We start from the raw sequence: 16,874 nt of genomic DNA on the forward strand, positions 1-16,874 counted from the left end.
GACGATGTAACTTAAAACTAACGTTTACACTATAAAAATGTCGCAAAGGTTTATGGATTATCGGAAGAAGAGGACGGAATATTATGTCAGGCAAGGCAGTCAATCATCGTTATATCCCTGGGTTAGACGGGATTCGAGCTTTAGCAGTACTAGCTGTGATAGCTTATCATTTTAACTTCAGATGGGCCAGTGGTGGGTTCCTAGGAGTGGATATCTTTTTTGTTTTATCGGGTTACTTAATTACTTCTACTGTTTTACCCTTAAAAGGCAATCAGTTAACGGTAGGATTGGGGGCATTTTGGATTGGGCGATTTCGACGCCTACTACCTGCTGCATACGTAATGATTATTACTTCATTCGCGTGGGCTACCTTATTTCATAAGGAACTTCTAGATACATTGCGTGGAGATGCAATATCCTCTATTTTTTATTCAAGTAATTGGTGGTTCATTTTTCATAAACTCTCTTATTTTGATAGTTTTGGATCCCCTTCACCTATAAAAAATTTATGGTCTTTAGCCATTGAGGAACAATTTTATTTGATTTGGCCAATTGTGTTAATGCTAGGACTTTTTCTTGTTAAAAAGCAGGCTAAATTAGCCATTTATATCTTTATCGCTGCAATATGCTCAGCTATATTAATGGGCGTAATGTATGAACCAGGAGCGGATCCAAGTCGAGTATATTACGGGACAGATACGCGATCTTTTGAATTACTTATAGGCTGCTGGCTAGCGCTCGTTTGGCCGATGAAAAGACTATCTTCTCAAAAATTATCTACTGACCATGTCAATAAACTAAATGCAATAAGTTTGGTTGCTTTTAGTATTTTTATTTTAAGTATTATTTTTGTAGATGAATATCAAACTTACTTATATAGAGGAGGTATGTTCCTTTTCTGTTTGAATGCAGCTATATTAATAGCATGTGTTTGTCATCCAATTAGCATTTTAGGAAAAATACTTTCGTTGAAGCCTCTGCGTTGGATAGGTTCAAGATCGTATGGAATTTATCTATGGCATTATCCGATTATGGTATTGGGTACGCCAGTCCATGAAATAGGTAATCCTGCGTACTGGCGAGTTGCATTCCAATTAGTTCTTATTTTAATGATTGCTGAATTATCGTATCGATTTATCGAAATGCCAATACGGAAGGAAGGATTCCGTGCCTACTATCGACAGTACCTTGTCATTAATAAAAATAAGTGGAGTAGCCTAACGATTGCTAGAAAAATTTCAACGGTGCTCGTTCCACTATTCTTGTTAGTATTTTTTACTGGGATGACAGGTGTAGTAGGTGAAGAAAAAACGGAGTCAAAAGAATCTCAACCAACAGAAATTAAAATAGATGGCGGAGAACAACCGTCTAAGCAGAATGATGCAGTAGCGGAAAAAGAAGCACCAGAAAGCGACTCAGGGAATGTTGAGAATGAAAAAGCTGAAGCTAGCCCTCCTGACAAAGAAGAACCTAAGCAAGGAGAAAATGATACAACTGCTAACCCTGAAAGTGAATCCTATAATGGAATATTAGCTATTGGAGATTCTTTAATGATAGATATCGCTACAAGTTTACATAATATCTATCCAAACATTACAATTGATGCAAAAATTGGCCGCCAAGTTTCACAAGCAATCCAATTGGCACCTAATTATGCTAGTTTTAATCAGCCAAATAAAGCTGTTATTATTCAACTTGGCACAAATGGTTTCTTTACGAATGATCAGATTGATGCACTACTTGAAGCTTTCGCCAATGCCGATATTTATTTAGTGAATACACGGGTACCTCGTGCTTGGGAAGGTAAAGTGAATTATTCATTACAACAAAAAGCTCAAGAGCACGATAATATTACATTGATTGATTGGCATTCGACTGCTATCAATCATCCGGAATTTTTTGCTCCAGATGGCGTACATTTAGAACAAAAAGGTATTAATACGTTAACGAGCCTAATTCAACAATCAGTCAATATATAATTGTTCAATATTAAAATAGCCAGCAGACACCATGTTATAGGTGTAGCTGGCTATTTTTTTGTTAAGAGTATAGGAAAATACACATTATTCAGAATAATGATTGACTTAACAGCAATTATGCTGTTCTATTGGGTTTGTATAAGGTTCATAGTATAATTCATACTAGTTTGAAGTTTCAAGAATCCCCTTTATATCAAAGGTTCAGAGCGTGTAGGACTAGTATTTTAGCCCCGGAATTTGCCATGCTTGCCAATAAACTTTTACTAAACAGTGTTACGGACTGCTCCTCTAATTCCTTCAATACATGGCCGTAAATCTTATAGACACAGCCTACAGTCCAGATACGAGATTTTCATTCTACATTGCGTTCCAATATACTGTACTTTATTGTCGATACATATTTGCATAAAAAAGATTATTGAGCCTAGTCACAAACTATTTTTAGATGCATAATAAATGACAAAGAAATTAAATAATCCAACTTTATATAAATAGTTGTTTGTATCCATTTATCTGGAGAATAATCAGAATGTTCTAATAATTTTAGTGAGTTGAAGGAGATATTAAATGTGTGAGGTTTTTAAATAATAGATAGTACGTTTGACTGCCCTCAATTCATTCTAATTTGTTTCTTGTTAAAAGAAAGAATATTCACAATAATTTGACACCTCTATTGATCTTTGATAATATGAAATCGCATACATTACTTACATAGAAACTGGGGGGAGTAAATCAAATGGTGAAAACTCTGTACAAACTAGATTTAAGCAAATCAATGGAAGAACAGGCGCATCCTGGTCACAATCGATGGCACCCAGACATACCAGCAGCATTTTCAGTAGATCCAGGCACTTCTTTTAGAATGGAATGTAAAGACTGGACAGATGGACAAATTAAAAATGATGATAGTCCAAATGATATTCGGGATGTGAATCTTGCACGTGTTCATGTGTTGAGTGGACCGGTCTATGTGAACGGCGTTGAACCTGGAGATTTACTTGTCGTAGATATTTTAGATATTGGTACTTTCCAAGATTCGGCGTGGGGGTTTAACGGCATTTTCGCAAGAGAGAATGGGGGAAGTTTCTTAGTTGACGAATTTCCAGAAGCAGCTAAATCAATCTGGGATTTTGAAGGCATTTATACGACTTCGAGACATGTACCTGGTGTGAAGTTTGCTGGGATTATCCATCCTGGCTTAATAGGCGTTGCTCCCTCTATGGAACTTTTGCAAAAATGGAATGAACGAGAAAAAGAACTCATCTTGACCGACCCGGCCCGGGTTCCAACGTTGGCCAATGCACCGACTCCAGAGAGGGCAGTGCTCGGCACATTAAAAGGGGCTGAGTTTGATCGAGTAGCTAAGGAGGGAGCTCGAACAGTACCACCAAGGGAAAATGGCGGGAACTGTGATATTAAAAATCTATCTAAAGGGTCGAAAATCTTCTTCCCAGTATTTGTGGAGGGGGCGAAGTTATCGGTAGGAGATCTTCATTTTTCACAAGGGGATGGAGAAATCACATTTTGTGGTGGTATCGAGATGGCAGGATGGATTGATCTAAAGGTGGATGTCATTAAAGGTGGTATGGAAACCTATAAAATTTACGAGAATCCTGTATTCCAACCGGGCCCAGTAGATCCAAACTATAATGATTTCCTCGTTTTCCAAGGGATTTCAGTAGATAATAAGGATGGGAAACAACACTATTTAGATGCTAATCTTGCGTTTCGTCGCGCATGCTTGAATGCAATTGAGTATTTAAAAACGCTGGGTTATACAGGTGAACAAGCCTATATGTTGCTTAGTACAGCACCAGTTGAAAGTCGAATCAATGGCATAGTCGATGTTCCAAATGCTTGTTGTACCATTGCAATCCCTACAAAAATATTCGATAAAAATATTATGCCAAAATAATAGGATAAGGAGGTTTATTCTTGCCTAGTTACACATTTCGTTGCAATAATTGTGGAGATTTTACGTTATTTTTTAAATCAATGGCAGGGAATAAAGACAAATCAACTTGTCCTATTTGCCAATTAGAGTCAAATCGGGTCTATTTTGCACCGAATGTGTATACACTTTCGAGAGCGCTTAGTTCTCAAATCGAAAAGGGAATGGAACCGCAAATTATGAGTCGAGAAGAATTAGGGAGCAATATACCAAGGAAAAAGGCGGGCGCAAATCGTCCGTGGCAATTCGGGTAAGCACCTATTGCTTTACTCGATATATAGGATAAAGATGCTAATCTATCATTCGGCGAACGCGCCTACCGTGATAGGCGAAAATAATAGGACTGACAGTAGTTTTCTGTTTATTTTATTGCGGGTGATATCCCCAAGCGCCGAGCGTTGGCGGTAGGATTTTTTATTAGATCCTGACAGAAGGCTCCCGCTTCAAGCGTTAGCTAAGTGGCGAGTAGTTTTCAATTCAACGTATATTAATCATCTCTAAACGACAAAAAAGCTGATTGCCCGTTGTAAAATGGCCAATCAGCTTTTTGTGGGGTCTTGAAGTGCGTTATTAAAGCGCCAAGCGGTTTAACAGCTGGCCTGGACATAACTTAGACACAATTCTGACAAACGGAGAGGCATAACATTTGTTATTTAAAGTAATCGATTTCTAATAAATAAGCTAGAACCGTAACATAATCCGCGAATATCTTCATCAATCATCAGTGTATGGATCTCTAATCAATTCCAACAAATTTCTCCTAATATGCCGCAGTGGATTTGATCATTTTCATCTGTGAGGAAGCGGTCGATTTCTTGATATCTGCCTCGTAAATCTTCGGGAAATGTTTGAATTATACTCGTAAAGTTTATTATTAATCGGATAAACAATGGCATGTCTTTTTAGCGATGGTATTTTACGTGATAAATATGTAGATAAATGCGAAAGATGTTCTGAACATATTCCTTGGACAAATATGTATAGTGCTATTTTTATGTAAGTGAGATATTCTTATAATTTACCAACAAAAAAGATCGAAGCAATTAGCCTCAATCTTTCTTATTCACGCATTCCTGTACACACGCTTGCCGTATTTTATTAGTCCCAATCTAGCCCCAAATAGCCCCGAAATCATGCTGTAATATACATTAACCTGCAAAATCTAAAAAATGCATAAAACACTTACAAGTATTGATGTAACAGGCTTTCTAGTCTAGTTGTTGTTGTACTTTGCATATCTTTCATAGTATAATTCATTATAGTTTAATTAGGAGTGGAAAAGATGAACCGAGAAGCACGTTTAAAAAGACAAGAGAATATTCGAAATTTCTCTATTATTGCACATATTGACCACGGGAAATCAACGCTTGCTGACCGTATTTTAGAGCAAACGAAATCATTAACATCTCGTGAAATGAAGGCACAGCTCCTTGACTCAATGGATTTAGAACGTGAGCGAGGCATTACGATTAAATTAAATGCGGTACAATTAAAGTACGAAGCAAAAGATGGCGAAGTGTATACATTCCATTTAATCGACACACCAGGGCACGTCGATTTCACATATGAAGTATCACGTAGTCTAGCTGCTTGTGAAGGTGCTATTTTAGTTGTAGACGCAGCACAAGGTATTGAAGCACAAACACTTGCAAATGTTTATTTAGCTCTTGATAATGACCTAGAAATTTTACCAGTTATCAATAAAATCGATTTACCAGCTGCAGACCCAGAACGCGTTCGTCAAGAAGTTGAGGACGTAATCGGGTTAGATGCTTCAGAAGCGGTTTTAGCTTCTGCTAAAGCTGGTATCGGAATTGAAGATATTTTAGAACAAATTGTAGAGAAAGTGCCTGCACCAACTGGTGATCCAGAAGCACCTTTACAAGCCCTTATTTTTGACTCTGTTTATGATGCTTATAAAGGTGTTATTATTTCCATTCGAATCATGAACGGTACAGTAAAACCTGGCGATAAAATTAAAATGATGGCAACTGGAGCAGAATTTGAAGTTATCGAAGTTGGTGTACACACACCGAAAGTTGTACCACAGTCTGAATTAACTGTTGGTGACGTAGGCTATTTAACAGCCTCCATTAAAAATGTAGGTGATACTCGTGTCGGTGATACAGTTACATTTGCTAATCGCCCAGCAGCTGAGCCATTAGCAGGTTATCGTCGTTTAAATCCAATGGTATACTGCGGATTATATCCAATCGATACAGCGAGATATAATGACTTACGTGAAGCGTTAGAAAAGTTAGAGCTTAATGACTCTGCACTTCAATATGAGCCAGAGACATCACAAGCACTAGGATTTGGTTTCCGCTGTGGCTTCTTAGGGCTTTTACACATGGAAATCATTCAAGAGCGTATTGAGCGTGAGTTTAATATTGATCTAATCACAACAGCGCCTTCTGTAATTTATAATGTTCACATGACAGATGGATCTTCAGTTAAGGTTGACAACCCGTCATTTATGCCGGATCCTCAAAAAATTGATCATGTGGAAGAACCATATGTAAAAGCGACAATTATGGTACCGAACGATTATGTAGGAGCTGTTATGGAGCTTTGTCAATTAAAACGCGGTAACTTCATGACAATGGATTATATCGATACTACACGTGTCAGCATTATTTATGAAATGCCGTTATCAGAAATCGTTTATGATTTCTTTGATTATTTAAAATCAAATACGAAGGGCTATGCGTCATTTGACTATGAACTCATTGGTTATCAGACTTCAAAACTAGTGAAGATGGATATCTTATTAAATGGTGAGCAAGTCGATGCACTAAGCTTTATCGTGCACCGTGACTTTGCGTACGAGCGAGGTAAAGTCATCGTTGAAAAATTAAAAGAATTAATCCCACGCCAACAATTTGAAGTACCAATTCAAGCAGCTGTTGGACAAAAAATTGTTGCTCGTTCAACAATTAAAGCTATGCGTAAAAACGTTTTAGCAAAATGTTACGGTGGGGATATTTCTCGTAAACGTAAACTTCTTGATAAACAAAAAGAAGGTAAAAAACGTATGAAACAAGTAGGTTCAGTCGAAGTACCACAAGAAGCATTCATGGCTGTTCTGAAGATGGATGATTCGAAGTAATTAGGAATATCAAGGGTTGGCAGGCATTTGCCACCCGTTTGCCACCCATTTAGAATTTATATTCATATTACACCTAAAGATCTTGAGCAAATGAATCAAAGATATCTACAGCATCTCTGAACATTTTCTCTGTAAGATGGACATAGTGGTCTTCTGTAATAACTGATCTGCTGTGTCCTAATCTTTTTGCACAATTTTAACAGATGTACCACCATTTTCAATTAATGTTGTTCGTGTGTGTGGCGCATGAAATGATAGTTAAAACTGATATTTAATTTTTTTAGTATTATATTTGAAGACACTTGACGTACAATGTTCGCCATTTTCTTTTTTGCATACATAATCATGTTACAGTAAACGAGTAAACGGAGCATAGGCTAGCGTTATTTTTATACCTTCATCCACCTTTTTGTTATGATTAAATAACATCAAGGAGGGAACAAAATGAAAATATATAAAAGTGATGACGAAATGATTGATGAATTATATACAATCATTCGGTACATTCAATCGAATCACCGTGAGAATTCTGAGGTACTTGAAACATCTTATGAAATAGAAGATGCATTAATCAAAATAAGAGAATCTTTAGGCGTTTAATTCGTAGCCCTCCACAATCATCTGTGGAGGGCTTTTATGATGCAGAAAAGGAAGGTGTCAGATGAAAACAGACACATTATATACATCCATATTATAGCCACTTTCTTGATTCAACAATCGAGTGGACCACCTCTAGGCATCCACTGTCATACTTTCTTTGGTAGAAGGGAGTAATTAAAATCTTTAAAATTGATTCAACACATATGATTTATAGAATCATGAAATTATTTGAGTCATTCTACTTGTGAGATATTTAAATTGTATTCACTCTCAAAAGTTTCAATAAATTTAATAGCACCTTTTGAAAGGTAACGGTCCTTCAACCAGATAACGGCGGAATCTGATTGAATACTTAGTTCTTCAAGCTCCAATATTTTCAGGCCATTCATAGAAAATGAATGTAAGACAGACCTTGGAAGTAAGGAAGCACCGACACCTTCTCTAACTAGGGACATAATCATAGCAGCGTCTGAACATTGACAGACAATATTTGGTTCATAGTGATATTTTCTACAAGCTTCTATAACGAGTTCGTATTGACCAACACCCTTAAAACGTTGTAGCAACATTAGTGGCATACTTGAAAGTTCATCTAGTCTTAATGTACTTTCATAATTCCACGCCTCAGGGATAACGGCAACAAAATGGTCGGGAGGTAATGGCAGTGAGGATAAGTCATCTGATTCAGCCTCTAAAGGTAACCGGACTATAGCAACCTCAATATGCCTATTTCTTAAATCTTGTAATAATCGATAGGTATCCCCTTCGTATAAACGAAATGTAACGTTTGAATACTTTTCTCGGAAAAAACGAATGCGTTCAGGTAGGTAAGAAAAGCATGTTTTTACAGATCCAATTGATAATGTACCCTTAAGACCTTCCCCTACTTCTTTCACTTCCATAATTGTTTCATCAATCTGACTTAAAAGATTGGTAGCTCTCTTATACAACACTTTTCCTGCTGCTGTTAGTTCTATATTCTTTCCATTTCGTACTATCAAAAGAGTACTAAGTTCTTCCTCCAGCGCTTTTAGCTGTTGACTAAGGGGGGGTTGGGCCATATGTAACTTTTTTGCTGCTCTAGTGATCTGGCCTTCTTCAACAATAGTGGTAAAGTATCGCAATTGTCTTATATCCATGAAAATCCTCCTTAGAAAGCATATTTATTTTATATACGTTACAAACATTTTAAATATTTTAAATATTTCAAACTTAATGATACATTAATCTTGAAAACGATTCCATGAAAAGGTAGAAAAGGAGAAGATAAAATGTCTAGAATTCGAAAAGCTAAAGAAAGTATAAAAGGTTCGATTGCACCAGTTATTACACCATTCAAGGAAGATGAAAGTTTAGATTTACAGACATTTAAAAGTTTAATTAACTGGCAGATAGAGAGTGGGAGCCATGGCATTTCGGTAACCGGGACTTCTGGGGAACCTAGTTCTCTAACGATCGAAGAAAGAGAGCTTGTGATGGAAACAGCAAGTAAAACGATTAATGGACGAGTTCCATTTATACCAGCAACGGGATCAGTTAATCATAATGAAGCACTTCGGCTAACAAAGGCTGCTCAAGAAATGGGAGCAGATGCCGCGATGGTCATTGTTCCGTACTATAATAAGCCTTCTCAGCAAGCATTATATAAACACTATAAAACTATTGCAGATGCCGTGGATATTCCAATTATTATATATAACATTCCTGGAAGAACAGGGGTGAATATGGAAGTAACAACTATGGCTCGACTTGTTGAAGATTGCCCGAACATTATTGGTGCCAAAGAGTCTAATAAAGATTTCGAACATGTCAATCGAGTGCTATTAAATTGTGGGAGAGATTTTAGTCTATTCTCGGGAATTGAACTTCTTTGCTACCCAATGTTAACAATTGGTGGGAAAGGTTCTATTAGCGCTACAGCAAACGTTGCACCAGCGAAAGTAGCAGAAATGCATAATGCTTGGGAGGAAGGAGACACTGAAAAAGCGTTAGATCTTCATTTTGAATTAATGACATTAAATGATGTGTTATTCAAAGAGACTAATCCTGGACCAGTAAAAGCAGCGCTGGGGATGATGGATAAAATTACGCCAGTTTTACGCAAGCCAATGGATTTACCATCTGAGGCGCTGCAAAACGAAATTCGGGAAGTTTTAAATCAATATGGTATTTTATCAAATGAGATTGTAACTAAATAATAAATTCGAAATCTAAAAAATTCTCTTACTCCTTATTAGAGGAGTAAGAGAAGAATAAGGAGTGTAATAACATGCAAGTTCAAGTAACTGAGACTCAAAAAAATCACGAACACATGCAAGTAGAAAATATAAAACTCTTTATTAATGGACAGTTTGTCGACAGTAAATCAGGTGCTTCTTTTGAAAATAAAAATCCATTTACCAATAAAATAAACAACTATATCGCTGAGGGGCGTGAAGCGGATATAAATCAAGCTGTTCTTTCAGCAAAAGAAGCATTTGAGAATGGTCCGTGGGGCAAGATGAAATTGAAAGAAAGAATGAATTATATTAATAGAATTGCAGATCTTATCGATGAGGAGATTGAAGAAATTGCTTTCTTAGAAGCATTAGATACAGGTCTGCCAATTAGCCAAACAAGAAATCAAACCGCACGTGCTGCAGAAAATTTCCGTTTCTACGCACGAATGGTTGAGACAAAATTGCATGGTGAATCTTACCCAATGGATGATGAATTCATTAATTATACAGTTTATAAACCATTAGGAGTTATAGGGTTAATTACTCCATGGAATGCCCCATTCATGTTAGAGACTTGGAAAGTAGCGCCTGCATTAGCAACTGGAAATACTGTTGTTCTAAAACCAGCGGAACTTTCACCATTAACGGCAAATAAATTAGCTGAAATTATTCATAAAGCAAAAGTTCCGGATGGAGTCTTTAATGTCGTTCATGGCTTTGGAGAAACAGCAGGGGCTGCTCTTGTTGCTCACCCAAATGTGAAAGCGATTTCATTTACAGGTGAAACGACTACAGGTTCCACTATTATTAAAAACTCTGCGGATACTTTAAAGAAAACATCGATGGAGCTTGGTGGAAAATCACCTTTAATTGTCTTTGATGATGCAGATCTTGAACGAGCTCTAGATGCAGCAATATGGGGGATTTTCTCTTTTAATGGTGAACGTTGCACATCCAATTCTCGGGTATTCTTGCATAAAAATATTAAAGATCAATTTGTTGAAAAATTAAAAGTACGTGTCGCTAACATTAAAATCGGTGACCCAATGGATTCATCAACTCAGCTTGGTCCGCTAATTGAAAAAGATCATTACAACAAAGTAAAAAAGTATATAGAAATCGCTAAACAAGAAGGTTGTGAAGTAATTCAGGGAGTGGTTCCGGAGAAGGTTAAGGCAGGTAATTTTGTACCACCGACACTTTTATTAAATGCAAGAAATGACATGAGAGTATGTCAGGAAGAAATTTTTGGTCCTGTTATGGCCGTAATTGAATTTGAAACAGATGAAGAAGTACTTCATATGGCAAATGACGTATCTTACGGACTAGCAGGTTTTGTATGGACAAAAGATTTAAAACGAGCACATCGTATGGCGGATGCTATTGAAGCGGGTATGCTTTGGATTAACGCTCAAAACGTACGAGATCTTCGAATTCCATTTGGCGGTATGAAAGATAGTGGAATTGGAAGAGAGGGCGGTCATTACGCAATGTTTGAATTCTATACAGAACCAAAGGTAATCCATGTTGCTATAGGTGATCATCATATTCCGCAATTTGGAAAGTAAAAACTATTTTTTGAGGGGGAAGCAATAATGCCAGCAAAAACAGGAAAGCAATATATTGAAAGAGTTGATAATGCACAAGCAAATATATGGATTGATGGAAAACGAGTAGAAGGTAAAATTTCTGAACATTCAGCTTTTAAGGGGGTTATGAAAACTCAGGCAGAACTTTATGATTTGCAACATGATCCAGAAAAAAGGGATTACATGACATATGTATCTCCAACTACTGGTGAACGGGTAGGTACATCTTTTATACAGCCAAAAACAAAAGAAGATTTGGTGACACGTCGTAAAATGATGCAAGAATGGGCGAAATATAATGGTGGCATGATGGGACGTTCCCCAGATTACATTAATGTCGGGATGATGGCGTATGGTTCAGCTTCAGAAATGTTTGGAAAACAGGACTCCATTTATGCCGAAAACATGGCCAACTACTACGAGTATTGCCGTGAAAATGATTTATCTTTAACACATACGTTGATTCAGCCTCAAGTCAATAGGGGAGTAAATTCAGCACAGCTTCCAGATCCGTATATTGCAGCACGGATTAAAGAGAAAACATCTGAAGGGGTTGTTATTAAAGGGGCAAGATTACTTGCTACTCAAGGTGGTATTACAGATGAAATCATGGTATTCCCATCTACTTTGTTAAAACAATCAGCTGAAGAAAATCCATATGCATTTGCATTTTCTATTCCTAATAATACTCCGGGCTTAAAGTTTATTTGTCGAGAATCTTTTGATTATGGTAAGTCTCATTTCGACCATCCGCTAGGGTCTCGCTTTGAAGAAATGGATACTATTGTAGTGTTTGATAATGTTGTCGTTCCTTGGAATCGAGTCTTTGCCCTTGGTGATGTTAATGTGTGTAACCAGGCCTACAACGAAAGTAATGCAGTTGTTCATATGACCCATCAAGTTGTATCAAAAAATATCGCGAAAACAGAGTTTGTACTTGGTATTCTTCAATTAATGGCAGAGACAATTAATATTGGCCAATACCAACATATACAGGAGAAAATCTCTGAAGTAATTATTGCACTTGAAACGATGAAAGCATATGTCGTTGCTGCCGAAGCAAATGCAAAAGTGGATAGATGGGGAACTATGACACCAGATTTTGCACCGTTAAATGCAGCACGTCATTACTTCCCTAAAATTTACCCTCGCTTTACTGAAATTATGCAATTAATGGGTGCAAGTGGCTTAATGGCGATTCCATCAGAATCAGACTTCAATTCTGATATTCGTCCGGATCTTGATAAGTATTTACAATCAGCTACTGGAGATGCTTATGATCGTGTGAAACTTTATCGTTTGGCGTGGGATGTATGTATAAGTTCATTCGGTTCTCGACAAACACTTTATGAGCGCTTCTTCTTTGGTGATCCCGTTAGAATGGCAAGTACGCTTTATAACGGGTATGACAAACAGGAATATGTTAATCGTGTAAAAGAATTTTTGAATCGATCAGAAGAGTTTGTTAAAAATAGCTAATTAAACGACTAAGGGAGATGAGGAGTATGGATTTCAATATCATTCGCATTGCCAGAACTGTTATTAATGTGAAGGATTTAGATCGTTCAAAAGATTTTTATGTAAAAGCGCTTGGCATGATTGAAACGGAAACAAAGGACAACTGTGTTTATTTAAGAGGGCTTGAAGAACACACACACCACAGCTTGGTTCTTAAAAAGTCCGAGACGTTAGGGGTACACGCACTCGGTTACAAAGTAGAAAAAGAAGAAGATCTTGATCGTCTGGCTGAATTGTTTCAATCAAAAGGCTTAAAAACAAAGTGGCTCAAGGAAGGAACCCAGCATGCTCTTGGACGTGCACTGCATGTACATGATATTTCAGGAATGCCTCTTGAATTTTTCTGCAAGATTGAAAAAGCAGAGCGCTTACTTCAGCGCTACGACTTATACAGCGGGGCACGAATTCAAAGGATTGACCACGTAAACTGTGCTGTACCGGATGTGGAAAAAGCTTACAACTTCTTTATCAACGAACTAGGCTTTGCATGTTCCGAATATACAACTATAGAAAATGGAAGTATCTGGGCTGCGTGGCTCCACCGCAAACAGACTGTGCATGATCAAGCCTTTATGAACGGAGATGGTCCGCGTCTTCATCACTTTGCTTACTGGCTACCGGATCCACTTGCTCTAATTCACTGCTGCGATGTTTTAGCTTCTCTTGGCTATTCACAGAACATTGAAAGAGGTCCAGCACGCCATGGTTTATCCAATGCGTTCTTCTTGTATTTAAGAGATCCAGATGGATACCGCATTGAGCTGTATAACGGAGATTACTTAACAAGTGACAATGACTTCGAGCCAATCCGATGGGATTTAAATGACCCACGTCGTCAAACATTATGGGGTGCAAAAGCACCGGACAGCTGGTTTAATGAAACATCTCCGTTTTTAGATATTGAAACAAATGAACAAATTCAATCGATGTCACCAATTCTTGCACAGAGGAAACCAGAACTTGTTATATAAATTAAAAGAATGGAGGAGTTTCAATGGATGATCGTATATTTCGAGATGCCATGGGTAAATTTGCTACCGGCGTAACAGTTATTACAACGGATATTGATGGAGAGCCTCATGGCATGACGGCAAATGCCTTCATGTCAGTGTCGCTAAATCCGAAACTCGTACTAATATCGATTAAAGAAAATGCAAAAATGCTGGATAAAATTAACCGCTCCGGTAAATTTGCAGTGAATATTTTATCGGAAGACCAGCAAGAAGTTTCTATGTTATTCGCCGGCCAGATCAAAGAAAAGCGTGAACCAGAATTTGACCGCCTAAGCGAAATCTCGGTAGTAAAGGATGCTCTGGCGAATATTGTATGTAATGTATATGGAAAGCAAGTAGCTGGTGACCATACGCTATTCCTTGGAGAAATAGAAGATATTGTGCTCCGTGAAGGAAATCCCCTGACATTCTTTGCAGGAAAATATGGCCAGATCACCGCGCCGCAGTTAACTTAACATAAAAGGGGAGGGCAAACGATGGAGACAATTACTATCAACAGTTCAATTGATAAATCAAAGTTCACTGAAATGGAAGCTTGTGTTTTGGCTCTTGGTTTTTTTGATGGCGTTCACATCGGCCATCAAAAAATTCTTGAAACAGCAAAACAAATTGCTAGGCAAAAACAATGTGCCTTTGGTGTTATAACGTTTTATCCGCACCCAAAAGATATACTCTTTCCTCATATGGAGCCAATGACTTATTTAACTCCGCTTCCTTTGAAAGAAGATCGATTCGAAAAGTTAGGTGTTGAGAAGTTATTTGTTGTTGAGTTTAGCTCCGAGTTTGCCCGTCTTTCTCCAAACGATTTTGTTGAACAATACATTATTGGACTTGGATGTATACATGTTGTAGCAGGCTTTGATTATCATTATGGCTATAAAGGTCTCGGTAATATGAAAACGTTATCAGAGTATAGTCCCGGAAGTTTTGAAGTAACGACTGTTTCAAAGATCCAATATTATGATGAAAAAATTAGTTCAACAGCAATCCGAAAATTGCTTGATGAAGGTCATGTGCAAAAGATTCCTATGTACCTTGGTGATTTTTATGAAATTAATGGAGAAGTGAATCAAAGTTTTCTTTTTTACAATAAACATCAGTTTCTAAAATTAATAGTAAAAAAGAGATACCGAATGCCTAAACCTGGTATTTACCATATTCAAGTTGAACTAGATGGTAATAATTATGATGGAACCTGCCACCAAATATCTATAAATGAGCAACATTCTTCAATATTAATACAATTAAAAGATTGTTCTGTATACCCATACAAGAAGCGGATTAAGGTAAAGTGGCTAGATTATAAATATGGCAAGCAGAATGAGTCATACGGAATGAATGAATACATGAAAAAAGATGAACTAGTAATCTAATTAAAAGTAGGCTATTACAGAAAGGAGTAGAATATGAATTTAAAAGTGCAAGTAAGAAAGAAAAACTTATATATTGATGGTCAATGGCAAGAAGCCACTGAACATGCATCCCTAACATCTCCATACTCTGGAGATGTTATTGCATATATTCCTAAGGCTAATGAAAAAGAAGTGAATGAGGCAATTGATGCTGCATGTCGTGCAAAAACAGTCATGGCGAAAATGCCAGCTCACGAACGTGCAGCTATTTTGGAACGTTTAGTAGATTTGTATGAGAAGCGTTTAGATGAAGCTGCAGAAATTATCGCTTTAGAGGCAGCTAAACCAATTGCTACTGCAATCGAAGAAGTAAAACGGACCATACAAACATATAAGTTTGCAGCTGAAGAAGCAAAGCGAATTCATGGAGAAACAATTCCATTGGATGCTGCACCAGGCGGAGAAAAACGAGTAGCATATACGGTGCGTGAACCTATTGGGGTTATTGGAGCGATTACTCCATTTAATTTCCCGATGAATTTAGTAGCCCATAAAGTAGGTCCTGCCATTGCCGCAGGAAATACAGTTGTATTAAAACCAGCATCTCAAACTCCACTATCTTCTTTCTTTTTAGCAGAGTTGTTACAGGAGGCTGGTTTACCTAATGGAGCTCTTAATGTTATTACTGGAAGCGGTAGAGTCGTGGGGGATAAAATCGTGACCGATGATAGAATTGCAGCTATTACATTTACCGGAAGCCCAGCTGTTGGGATTGGTATTCGAAACAAAGCTGGACTGAAGCGCGTGACATTAGAACTGGGTTCGAATGCAGCCGTTATTATTGATAAAGGGATCGATATAGATTCAATTATTAATCGTTGTGTGAAGGGAGCCTTTTCTTTCCAAGGTCAAGTATGTATATCATTACAACGCATTTATATTCATGAAAGTTTGTACGAAACATTTGTGCAAAAATTTGTTGAAGCAACTCAGCAACTCAAAATTGGTGACCCTTTAGATCCACGTACGGATGTTTCAGCGCTTATTTCAAAAGAAGATGTGGAACGTACTTTAGATTGGATTCATGAGGCGAAACAACATGGAGCAGAAGTAGCAACTGGAGGAATCGCCAAAGGAAATATTCTATTGCCAACGGTATTATTAAACGCAGAGTCTTCGTTAAAAGTTTCATGTCAAGAAGTGTTTGCTCCAATTGTCATCATCAATAAAGTGCAAGCAGTAGAGGGAGCGATTGAGCAAGTAAATGATTCGCGATATGGTCTCCAAGCGGGAATTTACACGGATAATGTTCATACAGCGTTAACTGCAGCTGAAAACCTTCATGTTGGAGGCATAATGATTAATGACATTCCAACGTTTCGTGTAGATAACATGCCTTATGGAGGTGTGAAGGAAAGTGGAGTCGGAAGAGAAGGCATAAAATATGCCGTAGAGGAAATGACAGAGCTAAAACTAGTAGTTTTTAATAGAAATTAAAAATTAGAAGCATTTAAGAACCCTATTGAATTATTAGGAAAGAGGTG

Annotated in this window: 13 protein-coding genes and 1 pseudogene; 12 read left to right on the forward strand and 2 right to left on the reverse strand. The window is 37.5% G+C overall.

Annotated elements, in window-relative coordinates; translation table 11 throughout:
* Positions 1–83 precede the first annotated feature (83 nt).
* From ACVYAD_RS17280 to ACVYAD_RS17290, 3 genes are all read left to right on the forward strand, one after another.
* Positions 84–1,979, forward strand: a complete 1,896-nt coding sequence (locus tag ACVYAD_RS17280) for an acyltransferase family protein (protein ID WP_476427283.1) — start codon at positions 84–86, stop codon at positions 1,977–1,979.
* A 736-nt stretch (positions 1,980–2,715) separates the two neighbouring features.
* The gene (gene fmdA / locus ACVYAD_RS17285) at positions 2,716–3,894 is read left to right on the forward strand and encodes a formamidase (RefSeq protein WP_349660091.1); all 1,179 of its coding nucleotides are present in this window, start codon (positions 2,716–2,718) and stop codon (positions 3,892–3,894) included.
* Positions 3,895–3,914: 20 nt separating this feature from the next.
* Positions 3,915–4,184, forward strand: coding sequence for an FmdB family zinc ribbon protein (locus tag ACVYAD_RS17290; protein WP_349660092.1), 270 nt, complete (start codon positions 3,915–3,917; stop codon positions 4,182–4,184).
* Positions 4,185–4,601: 417 nt separating this feature from the next.
* Here ACVYAD_RS17290 and ACVYAD_RS17295 read toward each other — a convergent pair.
* Positions 4,602–4,845 (reverse strand): annotated as a pseudogene (locus tag ACVYAD_RS17295) (hypothetical protein); the annotation flags it as partial.
* A 367-nt stretch (positions 4,846–5,212) separates the two neighbouring features.
* Here ACVYAD_RS17295 and lepA point away from each other — a divergent pair.
* On the forward strand, positions 5,213–7,039 hold the full coding sequence (gene lepA / locus ACVYAD_RS17300) for a translation elongation factor 4 (protein WP_349660093.1): 1,827 nt from the start codon (positions 5,213–5,215) through the stop codon (positions 7,037–7,039).
* 444 nt (positions 7,040–7,483) lie between these two features.
* A complete protein-coding gene (locus ACVYAD_RS17305) occupies positions 7,484–7,639 on the forward strand; it encodes a hypothetical protein (RefSeq protein WP_476427284.1) in 156 nt (51 codons plus the stop codon).
* 233 nt (positions 7,640–7,872) lie between these two features.
* On the opposite strand, the gene ACVYAD_RS17310 is transcribed toward ACVYAD_RS17305, so the two are convergent.
* Positions 7,873–8,778 (reverse strand): LysR family transcriptional regulator, encoded by a 906-nt coding sequence (locus ACVYAD_RS17310; protein ID WP_476427285.1) that lies wholly within the window; start codon positions 8,776–8,778, stop codon positions 7,873–7,875.
* Positions 8,779–8,910: 132 nt separating this feature from the next.
* On the opposite strand from ACVYAD_RS17310, the gene hpaI reads away from it, so the two are divergent.
* The 7 genes from hpaI (at position 8,911) to ACVYAD_RS17345 (ending at position 16,827) form a co-directional block, all read left to right on the forward strand.
* Positions 8,911–9,837: a 2,4-dihydroxyhept-2-ene-1,7-dioic acid aldolase gene (gene hpaI, locus ACVYAD_RS17315; RefSeq protein ID WP_349660107.1), complete on the forward strand. Its 927-nt coding sequence runs from the start codon at positions 8,911–8,913 to the stop codon at positions 9,835–9,837.
* 71 nt (positions 9,838–9,908) lie between these two features.
* Positions 9,909–11,426 carry a 5-carboxymethyl-2-hydroxymuconate semialdehyde dehydrogenase gene (gene hpaE, locus ACVYAD_RS17320; protein WP_476427286.1) on the forward strand — a complete coding sequence of 506 codons (1,518 nt, stop codon included), beginning with the start codon at positions 9,909–9,911 and terminating at the stop codon, positions 11,424–11,426.
* A 27-nt stretch (positions 11,427–11,453) separates the two neighbouring features.
* Positions 11,454–12,926: a 4-hydroxyphenylacetate 3-monooxygenase, oxygenase component gene (hpaB, locus tag ACVYAD_RS17325; RefSeq protein WP_476427287.1), complete on the forward strand. Its 1,473-nt coding sequence runs from the start codon at positions 11,454–11,456 to the stop codon at positions 12,924–12,926.
* A 26-nt stretch (positions 12,927–12,952) separates the two neighbouring features.
* Positions 12,953–13,936, forward strand: coding sequence for a 3,4-dihydroxyphenylacetate 2,3-dioxygenase (hpaD, locus tag ACVYAD_RS17330; protein WP_349660110.1), 984 nt, complete (start codon positions 12,953–12,955; stop codon positions 13,934–13,936).
* Between the two features lie 23 nt (positions 13,937–13,959).
* A complete protein-coding gene (locus ACVYAD_RS17335; RefSeq protein ID WP_476427288.1) occupies positions 13,960–14,433 on the forward strand; it encodes a flavin reductase family protein in 474 nt (157 codons plus the stop codon).
* A gap of 21 nt (positions 14,434–14,454) precedes the next feature.
* Positions 14,455–15,351: a cytidyltransferase gene (locus ACVYAD_RS17340; RefSeq protein WP_476427289.1), complete on the forward strand. Its 897-nt coding sequence runs from the start codon at positions 14,455–14,457 to the stop codon at positions 15,349–15,351.
* Between the two features lie 33 nt (positions 15,352–15,384).
* The gene (locus ACVYAD_RS17345) at positions 15,385–16,827 is read left to right on the forward strand and encodes an aldehyde dehydrogenase family protein (protein WP_476427290.1); all 1,443 of its coding nucleotides are present in this window, start codon (positions 15,385–15,387) and stop codon (positions 16,825–16,827) included.
* Positions 16,828–16,874: the final 47 nt, after the last annotated feature.

This window comes from Lysinibacillus sp. G1-3, from assembly GCF_056322905.1.